The organism is Oceanirhabdus seepicola, assembly GCF_023684385.1.
GTDB lineage: Bacteria > Bacillota > Clostridia > Clostridiales > Clostridiaceae > Oceanirhabdus > Oceanirhabdus seepicola.
The window spans coordinates 327,073-340,519 of the sequence record NZ_JAGSOJ010000003.1; the positions used below are offsets into that span (position 1 = coordinate 327,073).

The window sequence follows — 13,447 nt, forward strand, 5'->3', positions numbered from 1 at the left end:
TTAAACGTATTTTACTCAGATAATTTAAAGTAACATAATATTTTAAGAGAATTAGGGAAGATTTATATGCTTTATATTTAGGGGGAAACTAATATGAGTTTAGAGATTATTGTGAAAAATATACCATTTATAATTATGGGGCTACTTGCCTTTAGTGTGTTGGTTATATGGCATGAATTAGGTCATTTTATATTAGCAAAGTTAAATGGAGTTAAAGTAGAAGAGTTTTCAATAGGAATGGGTAAAAGGATTTTTGGAGTTAAAGGGAAAGAAACAGAATATAATGTTAGAATGTTACCAATAGGTGGATATGTTAAGATGCTTGGCGAAGAAGGTGAGTGTGAAGACAAGAGAGCCTTTGCTAACAAAGCAAACTGGAGAAGGTTAACAATAGTTGCTGCAGGTCCTATATTTAACTTTATATTAGCTATATTACTTTTTGGTATGGTTTATAGTTTTAGAGGAACTCCTGTGCCAAATGTTGGTGAAGTGCTAAAAGATGGTGCTGCAATAAAGACAGGGATAAAAGAAGGCGATAAAATTCTTAAAGCTAATGATAAAAAAATAGATACATGGACTGATTTTATGACTATCATGAGTGAGAATAAAGGTGAAGCAGTAGATCTTAAGGTAGATAGAGATGGAGAGATTATGGAATTTAATATAGTTCCTACGGAAGTTGAAGAAGATGGTAGAAAGAGTTTTGAGGTTGGTATTGTTGCTGAGGTGATAAAACCTTCTTTTGGTAAATCGCTAAATTTAGGTTTAATGGAAGTGAATAGTAATATAAAACAGACATTTGGATTCTTTGGGAAAGCATTTAAAGGCAAAGCCTCAAAAGATGATGTGGGCGGACCTGTTACAATACTTAAAGTAACTGGTAAATTCGCTAAAGCAGGAATATTACCCCTTATCTATTTTATGGCAATAGTTAGTGTGCAATTGGCAATATTTAATATTCTACCATTTCCTGCTTTAGATGGTGGGTGGATATTAATACTTATTCTTCAAATGATTACAGGTAAGAAGTTTAATGAGGATGTTGTTGGAAAGATAAATTATATTGGTTTCATAGCATTGCTAGCATTAATGGTGTTGGTTACAATCAAAGATGTTCTATATCCTGTAATTTAGAAGGAAGTTACTTAAGTTAGAAAAAAACGAAAAGACTTAAAGTTGGAAATGTCCATATTGAGGACGGAGAAAAATTGTAGTTCAAAAAAGCCCCTGAGGAAGAATTGGTCCATGCTCTTATTGCACAAATTCAACAATTGTAATATTATATATAGAGAGAATAGGGTTTACCCTATTCTCTTATTATTTTTAATTTTATACGTATTAAAGAGGGCTCCGTAAGGGGAGTAAATAGAAAAGCGCACGCAGAGCGTGCCTTTTATAATTAAGGGTTATGAACTAAGATTGCTACGGAGGGGAACATGGGTAAATATCTTAATGAATTAATAAAGCTTAAGGAAGATGGGCTTGCAAGTATTCTTAGTGATGTTGAAGTATGTAAGGTTGTCTTATCTAAGAAGACTAAAAGAATAAAAGTAGAATTAAAACATAATATTGAAATAGATGAAATTGATAAGCAGAGAATTGAAAGATTATTAGAAGGCGTTATACCAGGAAGCGAAAAAATGCAGGTATTATGGTTTCGAGATATTTCAGGAGTTACTTTAGAAGAAGTTTGTCAAAAATATTGGAGTGATTTATTAAATACTGTTGGTAAGACGTTGCCAGTATGTAAAGGGGCGTTACTTAATTGTGCAAAAGAGATTTCAGGAGATAGTATCAAAATTTCCCTTGATAATGAGTTTCTTTATAACAAATTGAAAGACCGTAGAGTTGAAACTTTCATGAGAGATACGATAAGCAGTATTTTTGGTGTTAGTTGCTCAGTAGAATTATTACATGAAAATAAGGGATTTGGATTAGACGAGTATAGAAAAAGCAAAGAAAATCAAAATAAGTATTTGGTACAGGAGGTTTTCGCTAACATAGGGGTAAATCCTCAAAAGGATTCATCTAAAAAGGAAGAAAAAAAACCAGAACCTAAGAAAAGAATTTGTGTGAATTCCAAATCAGATGATAAGAGTGTAATCTTAGGAAGAAGTATTACTATAGATTCAATGAATATAATTGATATTGATGAGACATCAGGTGTTGTAGCTATTGAAGGTGAAGTTTTCGCTGTTAATATTAAAGAAACAAGAACTGGTAAGAAGATATTAATGTTTAATATAACAGATTATACAAGTTCAATAACTGTAAAGATATTCTTAAAACCAAAGGATGAGGAAGCTGTACTTGAAGAAGTTAAAAAAGGTTTTGTGTGTAAAGTTAGAGGTGAAGCTCTGTTAGATACATTCTCAAGAGAGATAGTAGTAATGGGAAGAGATATATCAAAGTTGCAGAAAATAGAGAAGATGGATACAGCTAGTGAAAAGAGGGTGGAGCTACATCTACATACTCAGATGAGTTCGATGGACGCTGTTGTTTCTGCAAGTGATGTTGTTAAAAGAGCTGCGAAGTGGGGACATAAAGCTGTTGCGATTACGGATCATGGTGTTGCGCAGGCTTTCCCAGAAGCTATGGATGCAGCTAAGAAACATGGTATAAAAATTATTTATGGTATTGAAGGCTATTTAGTTAATGACGGTGAACCAATAGTATTAGATAACTTTAAGGTACTAAAAGAAGAAACAATTCATAGTTCTTTTGTTGTATTCGACTTGGAAACTACAGGTTTTTCACCAAAGAATGATAGGATAATTGAAATAGGTGCTGTGAAAATTCAAGAAGGAAAAATTATTGACAGATTTAATGTTTTCGTTAATCCTGAGAGAAAAATTCCATTTGATATAATTGAACTTACTGGAATTAATAATGATATGGTAAGGGATGCAAAGACTATAGAAGAAGTGATGCCAGAATTTCTCGAATTTACTGATGGGGCAGTTGTTGTTGCTCACAATGCAGCCTTTGATTGTTCCTTTATAAACACAAATTGCAATAGACTTGATCTTGAATTTAAGAACGCCACAATAGATACAGTGGCATTATGTAAATATGTTATTCCTGAACTTAAGACATTTAAACTTAAGACAATTGCGAAGCATCTAAAAATATCTCTAGACAACCATCATAGAGCAGTTGATGATGCAGAAGCTACTGCGGAGATATTTCTTCATTGTTTCAAGAATCTTAATGAGGTCAAGGGCTTAAAATATTTGAAAGATATTAATACCGCCTATTCTGATGAGTTTAATGTGCTAAAAGCTCCAACCCATCACATTATTCTTTTTGCAAAAAATCAGGTAGGATTGAAAAATATATATAAGATGATTTCTAAATCAAATCTAGACTATTTCTTTAGGAGACCTAGAATGCCAAAGAGCATGATTATGGAACATAGAGAAGGGGTTATAATTGGATCAGCATGTGAAGCAGGAGAACTATATAAAGCTTTTCTTGCAGGTAAAAGTAAAGATGACTTAAAAGAAATTGCTTCTTTTTATGATTATTTAGAGATACAACCAACAGGTAACAATGAATTTATGATTAGAAAAGGTATAGTAAATGGAGTTTCAGAATTACAAGAAATAAATAAAGCTATTTATGAACTAGGGCTTGAAATGGATAAACCTGTAGTTGCTACAGGGGATGTTCATTTTTTAGATCCTCATGATGAAGTATACAGAAAAATTTTAATGGTTAGTAAAGGATTCTCTGATGCAGAATATCAGCCACCACTGTACTTTAAAACTACTGATGAGATGTTAAAAGAGTTTAGATACCTTGGTTCTCATGCAGCATATGATGTAGTTGTTAAAAATACAAATAAGGTTTCAGATTGGATTGAGATGGTTAAACCTATACCAGATGAAACTTTCACACCTAAAATTGAGGGAGCGGAAGAGGAACTAGAATCCATGTGTTGGGAGAAAGCTAGAAACATATATGGAGAGAATCTTCCTGAGATTGTTTCAAAAAGGTTAAAGAAAGAATTAACATCTATAATTGGAAATGGGTACGCAGTACTATATCTAATAGCACAGAAACTAGTAGCTAAATCATATCAGGATGGATATCTTGTTGGTTCCAGAGGGTCAGTTGGGTCTTCATTTGCGGCTACTATGTCTGATATAACAGAGGTTAATGGATTGCCGCCACATTATGTGTGTAGAAAGTGTAAATATAGTGAGTTTATTACTGATGGTAGTGTTGGTGCTGGGGTAGATATGGAAGATAAGGAATGTCCTAAGTGTGGAGAGATGTTAAACAAGGATGGATTTGATATTCCCTTTGAGACTTTCCTTGGGTTTGAAGGAGATAAGGAACCGGATATAGATCTTAACTTCTCAGGAGATAACCAGGGAGATATTCATAGATATTGCGAAGTTCTATTTGGAAAGGGATATACATTTAAAGCTGGAACAATCGGTACAGTTGCAGATAAAACAGCTTATGGATATGTAATGAATTATTTAAAAGATAAAGATATGATTCTTCCAGGTGCAGAAGTGGATAGGTTATCTAAAGGGTTGACAGGCGCAAAGAGAACTTCAGGTCAGCATCCAGGTGGTATAATGGTTGTTCCAAGTGATCAGGAGATATTTAATTTTTGTCCAATACAGCATCCGGCCGACGATCCAACATCTGATATAATAACAACACATTTTGATTATCATTCAATAAGTGGTAGATTACTTAAGCTTGACATACTTGGACACGATGATCCAACTGTACTGAGAATGCTTAAAGACATAACTGGTATAGAGCCACAGAGTGTTCCATTGGGGGACGAAAAGGTATTATCTTTATTTACCTCAACAAAGGGGCTGGGAATAACAGAAGAAGATCTAGGTTGTCCAGTAGGATGTTATGGGATTCCAGAGTTTGGAACAAAATTCGTTAGACAGATGTTACTTGATACAAAGCCAAAAACTTTTTCGGATCTTGTAAGAATATCAGGGCTTTCTCATGGTACAGATGTTTGGTTAAATAATGCGCAATATTTTATCAAGGAAGGGTATACTACACTTAAAGATTGTATCTCTACAAGAGATGACATCATGGTTTATTTAATATACAAAGGTGTTGAACCTGCAATAGCATTTACAATAATGGAGAAGGTTAGAAAAGGTAAGGGTGTAAGTGAGGAATATGAGAAAGTTATGAAAGAGAATAATGTACCTGATTGGTATATTGAATCTTGTAAAAGAATAAAATACATGTTCCCTAAAGGGCACGCAGCTGCATATGTTATGATGGCTATAAGGATTGCTTACTTTAAAGTGTATAAACCGCAGGCCTATTATTGCGCGTATCTCACTATTAGAGCGGATGAGTTTGATGGAAACTTAATTATAAGGGGTCAGGATGCAGTTCTTGCAAAAATGGAAGAGATAAATAATGAAGGTAATGCTGCAAGTAATAAAGATAAGGGATTATTAACTACATTAGAATTGGTACATGAGATGCGATTAAGAGAAATAGAATTTCTACCAGTAGATTTATATATATCACATCCAATTGATTTTACTATTGAGGATGGGAAAATAAGAATGCCTCTTAGTGCTATTGAAGGTGTAGGAGAAAATGCGGCTAAAAGTATGGGCGAAGCTAGAAAGAATGGGGAATTTTTATCTAAAGAAGATTTAAGAAAAAGAGCAAAAGTTACAAAGACTGTCATAGAAGGGCTGAATGAACATGGCTGTTTGAAAGGAATGCCTGAAAGCAATCAACTCTCATTCTTCTAAAAATAAGATAATTCTTCCTTGAAAATGAATTTTTTCTATGTTACAATGAATAATAGAAAATATAATAGAAGACTTTCATAAATAGAGTGGAGTTTATCTCCACTCTATTTGTTTAATTGAAATGGAAAAAGGAGGTATACTAGTGATTACAGAAGTAAAACTTAATGAATTAAGAGATAGAGTTAAAGCTATAGTAAACAATGAAGGGTTCGAGTTATATCATATCGAATATGTGAAAGAGAACAATGAATTCTATTTAAGAATATATATTGATTCTGAGAGCGGAGTTACAATTAATAATTGTGTTGATATTACTAAAAAGTTGAGTAGTGATTATCTAGATGTAGAAGACCCTATAGATGAAGCATATTATCTTGAAATTTCTTCACCAGGAATTGAGAGAATATTATATACAGAGGAACACTATAGAAGATATTTGAATCATGAGGTGAAAGTGGCATTATCTAAATTACATTGTGGTAAAAAGAAGGTAGTAGGGGTTTTAAAAGATTTTAATGAGAACGAAATAATTATTGAAGGCGAAGAAGTGTGGACTATTCCAACTGAAAAAATTAAGAGAATTAAACTAAAAGGGGAGTTTTAAAAATGAATGAAGAATTTGTAAGTGCATTAAAGGAAATTGTAAAAATCAAAGGTATTAGCGAAGATTTTTTATTTAATGCCGTAGAAGATGCATTAGTTTCTGCATACAAAAAGAACTATTCAAAGATATCAAATAGTACACACGATGTAAGAGTAACAATTTCTAGAGAAGATGGGGAAATACATGTTTATGCTCAAAAAACTGTAGTAGATGAAATGTTTGATGAGACAACAGAAATAAGTCTTGAAGAGGCTAGAATTATCAGTGCAAGATATCAAATAGATGATATAGTTGAGATTGAAGTTACACCAAGAGAATTTGGAAGAGTAGCAGCTCAAAATGCAAAACAGGTTGTTATTCAAAGAATTAAAGAAGCTGAAAGAAATGTTATTTACAACGAGTATCTTGAGAAAGAATATGATATCATAACTGGAGTAATAATTAGAAAAGAAAGAGGAAATGTATTTGTTAATTTAGGTAAGATTGAAGCAATTCTAGGACCTAATGAACAAATCCCTACTGAAGCTTATGATTTCAATGAAAAAATCAAGTTATATATTGTAGAAGTTAAAAAGACAACTAAAGGACCTCAAATTGTTGTTTCAAGAACACATCCTGGCTTGGTTAGACGTTTGTTTGAACTAGAAGTTCCAGAAATATTCAATGGTATAGTTGAAATAAAAGGAATTTCTCGTGAACCTGGATCAAGAAGTAAGGTAGCAGTGTACTCTCATGATGAGAATGTTGATCCAATGGGTTCATGTGTTGGACCAAAGGGAAGTAGAGTTCAGAGTATAGTAAATGAGCTTAATAACGAGAAAATAGATATAGTTAAGTGGAGCAAGGATCCAGAAGTGTTTATTTCAAATTCTTTAAGCCCAGCTAAAGTATGTAGTGTAGATATATTAAATGAAGAAAACAAAATAGCTAGTGTCGTTGTAGATGATGGGCAACTTTCACTTGCAATAGGTAAAGAAGGTCAGAATGTTAGATTAGCGGCTAAGCTTACTGGTTGGAAGATTGATATCAAAAGCAAATCTCAAATAACAGAATAAGTTTGAGGTGATTTAAATGAAAACAAGAGAGATTTCTAAAAGAAAGTGTATCGGTTGCGGTGAAATGAAGCCTAAAAAAGAACTAATAAGAATAGTTAAGAATAAAGAAGGGGAAGTATCGATAGATAAAGTCGGTAAAAAACCAGGGCGAGGCGCATATGTGTGCAATAGTTTAGAATGCTTAGAAAAAGGAATGAAAAGTAGAAGAGTAGAACGAAGTTTTAAAATGAAGATTGAACAGGAAATATATGATAAGCTGAAGGAAGAAATAGTAAATGAATAAATTTTATAACCTTATTGGAATGGCTAAAAAAGCTGGAAAAGTTTCAGTGGGATACAATAAATGTGAGGAAGCTATTTTGGTAAATAGATCGTCCTTGATTATTACAAGTGAAGAATTATCTCAAAACTCACTTAAGAAATTTAAAAATAGTTGCGAAAAACATAATGTTAAAATGATTTTAAATGCTTCGAGTGAAGAATTGAGAAGATTACTCGGAAAAGATAAAATGATAAAAGTAGTATCCATAGATAATAAAGGGTTTGCAAGAAAACTTTGGGAACTATGGCAAGAAGATATTAAATGCGGGGGTGACCATATTGACAAAAATTAGAGTATATGAATTAGCGCAGGAATTAAACGTGCCTAGTAAAGATTTAATAAAAATTTTGTTAGAAGAGTTCAGTGTAAAGGTTAAGAATCATATGAGTGTTATTGAGGAAGAGGATGCTGAGTTAATAAAGGAATTAATTGGTTCGGTTGAGAAAGAGTCAGAAGTAGTTGAGTTGTATGAGAGCATTGAAAATGAAAACGTAGTCAAGAATATTAAAAAAGAAAAAATTAAGAAAACAGATAAAAAAGCATCTAAAAAGAGCGGAGAAGTTGAAGAAGAATTATTAGAGTTCATAGAAATTGAAGGAACAATTTCTGTAAAAGAACTTTCTGATAAACTTAAAAAACCTGTAACTGAGGTTATTAGAGAGCTTATATTTGTTGGTGTAATGGCAGGGATTAATCAAGAGATAGATTTTGAAACTGCAGAAAAATTATGTAAAAAATTCGATGTTCAAGCTATTGAAAAAGAAGAAGAAGAAGGCGCAGTTGAGGAAGATACTGATTTAGAAGAAGACATCAATGGAGTTAAACGTTCACCTATTATTACTGTTATGGGACACGTTGACCATGGAAAAACATCATTACTAGATGCTATAAAGCAAACAGATGTTACATCTACTGAAGCAGGAGGAATAACTCAACATATAGGTGCTTACACTGTTAAAGTAAATAATGAGACATTAACTTTCTTAGATACACCTGGACATGAAGCTTTTACAGCTATGCGTGCTAGAGGAGCAAAAATTACAGATATAGTTATATTAGTTGTTGCAGCTGACGATGGTATAATGCCACAAACAGTTGAGGCGATTAACCACTGTAAAGCAGCAGAGGTTCCAATGATTATTGCAATAAACAAAATGGATAAGGTTGGAGCGAACCCTGATAGAGTTAAGCAAGAATTAACTGAACATGGACTTGTAGCAGAGGACTGGGGTGGAGACGTAATATGTGTTCCTGTATCAGCTCATACAAGAGAAGGTTTAGAGCAATTATTAGAAATGGTTGTTCTTTCATCTGAAATGATGGAATTAAAAGCAGATCCTGATAGAAATGCAAAAGGAACAGTAGTAGAGGCTAGACTTGACAAAGGTAGAGGTCCAGTTGCTACATTACTAGTTCAAAATGGAACATTAAAAGTTGGAGATTCAATATATGTTGGTACAACATATGGTAGAATCAGAGCAATGTTTAATGATAAGGGTGAGAAAATTAAGGAAGCGGGACCATCAATGCCAGCTGAAATTCTTGGATTATCAGATGTACCAAGTTCAGGAGAAAGATTTGTTGTTGCTAAAGATGAGAAGACTGCTAGAGCAAGAGCGGATAAAAAAGCAGAGAGTATAAGACAGGAAAAATTCCAAAAGAGCCATAAGGTATCCCTTGAAGATCTTTACAGTCAAATACAAGAAGGTAAAGTTAAAGAACTTGATTTAATTGTTAAAGCTGACGTTCAAGGTTCTGTTGAAGCAATTATTCAATCTCTTGAAAAACTATCTACAAATACAGTTAAAGTTAGAGTTATTCATGGAGCTGTAGGTGCAATTTCAGAAACAGATATTACTCTAGCTAGTGCTTCCAATGCATTAATAATTGGATTTAATGTTAGACCAACTGTTAATGCTAGTGCAATGGCAGAAAAAGAAGAAGTTGAAATCAAGACTTATAGAATAATCTATGATGCTTTAGAAGATATAAAATCTGCTATGGTTGGATTGCTTGATCCTGAATATAAAGAAGTTGTTTTAGGTACACTAGAAGTTAGAGAAACTTATAAGGTTTCAAATGTGGGAACAATTGCTGGATGTTATGTTCAAACTGGTAAGATAACTAGAAACAGTAAAGTTCGTATAATAAGACAAGGAATTGTAATTTTAGATACAGATTTAGGTTCCCTAAAGAGATTTAAAGATGATGTTAAAGAAGTTAACACAGGGTATGAATGTGGTGTAACAATTGAAAGATTTAATGACATAAAAATTGGAGATTTAATTGAAGCTTATATTATCGAAGAGATAAAAATAAAGAGCTTATAATAATCTAAAATAATATATAGAAAATGAAACTACTTTAGGCGCATGAAAAAAATAAACTAGTCAGATTGCGAAGTGATTTTGAGTGTTTTCTAGGCACTCAATTATGCGCATACAAGTGTATGTAAGTGATTGAGTAACGATGAAAATAGTCAAAAGAACGAGCAAGATGATTAATTTAGTTTTTGAATGTGCCTTAATCTTAAAATAATAATTTTAAGATTAAGGTGGTAATCTATATTCAAAGGAGATGAAGATATGACTAAACATAGAAGTGGAAGAATAAATGAAGAAATTAAAAAAAATGTAAGTGCTATCATTAATTCTAAGGTTAAAGACCCTAGATTATCAGGAATGATAAGTGTTACAAGAGTTGATGTTACAAATGACTATAGTTATGCTAAGATTTATGTAAGTATTTTTGGAAGTGAAAAAGAAAAAAGTGAGTCTATGAAAGCATTGAAAAAAAGTCAAGGCTTTATAAGAAAAGAGCTTGGTAGAACAATAAGCATGAGACACATTCCGCAGGTTATAATTGAACTTGATGAAGGGCTAGAATATGGTATGAAAATTGATAAACTATTAAGAGAAATAAAGGAAAAATAGAATGGATACTAATCTTATTAAAGACTTAATATTAAATGCGGATAAGGTGGTAATAACAGCACATACATCCCTAGATGGTGATTCATTAGGTAGTTCACTAGGGCTTTATGGCTGTTTAAAGAAAATTAAAAATGAGGTTCAAGTGGTTTTTAAAGAACGTCCACCTAAAGAATTTTCATTTTTACCTTATTATAGCAGTATAAAAGTTACTGAAGAAGATATCATTGAGGAAAATGATATTTTAATTGTACTCGACTGTGGAAATGTTGAAAGAATTAACTTGAATATAAATATTGATAAGTTTAGAAATAATATTATAAATATAGATCATCATAAATCTAATGAAGAATATGGAAATATAAATTGGGTCGATTCGGGCAGATCAGCTGCTGGAGAACTGGTTTTTGAATTAGCGAAATCACTTGAAATAGAACTTGATGAAAATATAAGTAAGTGTTTATATACAGCATTGCTTACTGATACAGGTTCTTTTAAATACAGTAATACTAGTAAAAGAACTCATCAAATTGCCGGTGAATTAATTTCAAAAGGAATTAACTTTACTGAGATACATGATAAAATATACGAAAATAAATCTTTTAAACAAATCAAATTGTATGCAACGGCAATTGAAAGTATGGAAATGTATTATAATAATAAACTGTGTATTATGGAAATAAAACAAAGTGATATTGAAAAGCTGGAAGCAGAGAATGAAGATATTGGAGATTTGATAAATTTAGGGACTAAAATTGATACTGTTGAAGCGGTAATGTTGATAAAAAGTAATTGTGAATACCAAAAAGTTAGCTTGAGGTCAAAAAAATATATTGATGTTTGTAAAATGGCAGGATTATTTGATGGTGGTGGGCATGTAAGAGCAGCTGGATTCAAAAGTGAACTCTCTACAGATGAAATCAAGGAGAAAATAATAAATTATTTAAAAGGACTTATTTAGATGAATGGAATAATCAATATTAATAAACCTAAGGGAATAACATCTTTTGATGTTGTTAGAATTATAAAGAAAACATTAAATATGAAAAAAGTAGGGCATACAGGAACATTAGATCCAATGGCAGAAGGAGTACTACCAATTTGTATAGGAAAAGGTACGAAATTTGCTGAACTAATTATGTCTGAAGAAAAGATATATAGAGCAGAAATGAAGTTAGGGGAAATTACAGATACGTATGATATAGAAGGTGAAGTCACAGAGACTTTCGATTTTTCACATATAACTGAAGAAGAAGTAGTTAAAGTGGTTAACTCATTCATTAAAACATATGAACAAATTCCTCCTATTTACTCAGCAATTAAGGTTGCTGGGAAACGCTTATATGAATATGCTAGAGAAGGTAAAGAAGTTGAGATAAAGGGACGAAAAATAACTATACATAATATTAGTAATGTAGAAGTGAATATCCCATATATAAAATTTGATGTGAAATGTTCTAAAGGTACGTATATCAGAAGTCTTTGTTTTGATATAGGAAAAGAATTAAACAACGGTGGGGTAATGACTTCCCTTACAAGACTTAAGAGTGGTATTTTTAATGTTGAGGATTCTATAGATATAAGTGGAATTGAGAAGAATGATATATTAAATAATATTATTTCTATAGAAGATATTTTCAGTAATCTTAATGAATTGAATCTAAATGAAAAATTCTCAAAATTAGTATCTAACGGAGTAGTGGTAAAGGATAAGGCGCTTACAAGTACGTTGAAAAAGAATAAAGCATACAGGGTGTATGACTTTGAATGTGGCTTTATAGGTCTTGGAGAACTTGGTGAAAATGGATTTAAAATATTCAAAAGATATAGTTAGGTGATGTTTATGAAATTATTAAAAGATGATGGTAGAATACAGGAAGATACTGTAATAGTTCTTGGAAGTTTTGACGGAATACATATTGGTCATAGAAAGTTGATTGAAACTGCAATAGAAATTGGACAAATGTTGGGAATTCAAAGTATGGTTTATACCTTTGGTAATCATCCTCTAAGCGTCATAAATTCTCATAGAACGCCAAAACTAATAATGAGTAATAAAGTAAAGATAGAGTATTTTGAAAAGCTCGGAGTAGATTTATTAGCTCTAACTCAGTTCAATAGCGAGTTCATGGAATGGAGTCCAGAAGAGTTCATTAGGCTTTTAACAGAAAAATATGGAGCAAAACATATAATTGTTGGTTATAACTATCGTTTTGGATACAAAAATCTTGGGGATGTTGAATTATTAAAGAGTATGCAAAAGAATCTAGGATTTGAACTTCACGTGGTAAATCCTGTAAAAATTGGAGATACACCAGTAAGTAGTACTCTTATAAGAGGATTAATTATTGAAGGTCAAATTGCAACAGCTAATAAATTTTTAGGTCATAGTTTTGTTATGGATGGTATAGTAATCCGAGGTAAACAGATTGGTAGAACAATTGGGTTTCCAACAATAAATATTGATTACAACATAAAGAATCTAGTACCAAGGGGTGGAGTTTATTATACTGTAGCAGAAATTGAAGGTCAATACTTCAAAGGAATTACTAATGTAGGGTATAATCCAACGGTAAATGGGAATAAATTAAGTATAGAAACACATCTTTTAGATTTTGATAAAGATGTTTATGACAATTACTTTAAACTACACTTTATTGATAGAATTAGAGATGAGAAAAAATTCAAAAATATTGAATTGTTGAAAAGGCAGATTCAAAAGGATAAAGAATTTGTAGAACAACAAATTATGTGGTTTTAAAAAAATGTTT

11 protein-coding genes are annotated in these 13,447 nt (G+C 32.0%); all 11 read left to right on the plus strand.

The window, feature by feature from the left end; all coding sequences use genetic code 11:
- Positions 1–93: 93 nt before the first annotated feature.
- The 11 genes from rseP (at position 94) to KDK92_RS15410 (ending at position 13,437) form a co-directional block, all read left to right on the plus strand.
- A complete protein-coding gene (gene rseP / locus KDK92_RS15360; RefSeq protein WP_250860218.1) occupies positions 94–1,134 on the plus strand; it encodes an RIP metalloprotease RseP in 1,041 nt (346 codons plus the stop codon).
- 302 nt (positions 1,135–1,436) lie between these two features.
- On the plus strand, positions 1,437–5,765 hold the full coding sequence (locus KDK92_RS15365; protein ID WP_250860220.1) for a PolC-type DNA polymerase III: 4,329 nt from the start codon (positions 1,437–1,439) through the stop codon (positions 5,763–5,765).
- A 142-nt stretch (positions 5,766–5,907) separates the two neighbouring features.
- Positions 5,908–6,369 carry a ribosome maturation factor RimP gene (rimP, locus tag KDK92_RS15370; RefSeq protein WP_250860221.1) on the plus strand — a complete coding sequence of 154 codons (462 nt, stop codon included), beginning with the start codon at positions 5,908–5,910 and terminating at the stop codon, positions 6,367–6,369.
- A gap of 2 nt (positions 6,370–6,371) precedes the next feature.
- Positions 6,372–7,424 carry a transcription termination factor NusA gene (gene nusA, locus KDK92_RS15375; protein WP_250860223.1) on the plus strand — a complete coding sequence of 351 codons (1,053 nt, stop codon included), beginning with the start codon at positions 6,372–6,374 and terminating at the stop codon, positions 7,422–7,424.
- Positions 7,425–7,440: 16 nt separating this feature from the next.
- Entirely contained in the window at positions 7,441–7,707 is a 267-nt protein-coding gene (rnpM, locus tag KDK92_RS15380; RefSeq protein WP_250860224.1) for an RNase P modulator RnpM, read from the plus strand.
- Positions 7,700–8,038 (plus strand): ribosomal L7Ae/L30e/S12e/Gadd45 family protein, encoded by a 339-nt coding sequence (locus KDK92_RS15385; RefSeq protein WP_250860225.1) that lies wholly within the window; start codon positions 7,700–7,702, stop codon positions 8,036–8,038. The genes rnpM and KDK92_RS15385 overlap by 8 nt, the downstream gene beginning before the upstream one ends.
- A complete protein-coding gene (gene infB / locus KDK92_RS15390) occupies positions 8,025–10,076 on the plus strand; it encodes a translation initiation factor IF-2 (protein WP_250860226.1) in 2,052 nt (683 codons plus the stop codon). Before KDK92_RS15385 ends, infB begins: the two co-directional genes overlap by 14 nt.
- 255 nt (positions 10,077–10,331) lie before the next feature.
- The gene (gene rbfA / locus KDK92_RS15395) at positions 10,332–10,679 is read left to right on the plus strand and encodes a 30S ribosome-binding factor RbfA (RefSeq protein WP_250860227.1); all 348 of its coding nucleotides are present in this window, start codon (positions 10,332–10,334) and stop codon (positions 10,677–10,679) included.
- A 1-nt stretch (position 10,680) separates the two neighbouring features.
- Positions 10,681–11,637: a DHH family phosphoesterase gene (locus KDK92_RS15400; RefSeq protein ID WP_250860228.1), complete on the plus strand. Its 957-nt coding sequence runs from the start codon at positions 10,681–10,683 to the stop codon at positions 11,635–11,637.
- The gene (gene truB, locus KDK92_RS15405; protein WP_250860229.1) at positions 11,638–12,510 is read left to right on the plus strand and encodes a tRNA pseudouridine(55) synthase TruB; all 873 of its coding nucleotides are present in this window, start codon (positions 11,638–11,640) and stop codon (positions 12,508–12,510) included.
- Positions 12,511–12,519: 9 nt separating this feature from the next.
- Positions 12,520–13,437: a bifunctional riboflavin kinase/FAD synthetase gene (locus tag KDK92_RS15410; RefSeq protein ID WP_250860230.1), complete on the plus strand. Its 918-nt coding sequence runs from the start codon at positions 12,520–12,522 to the stop codon at positions 13,435–13,437.
- Positions 13,438–13,447 lie beyond the last annotated feature (10 nt).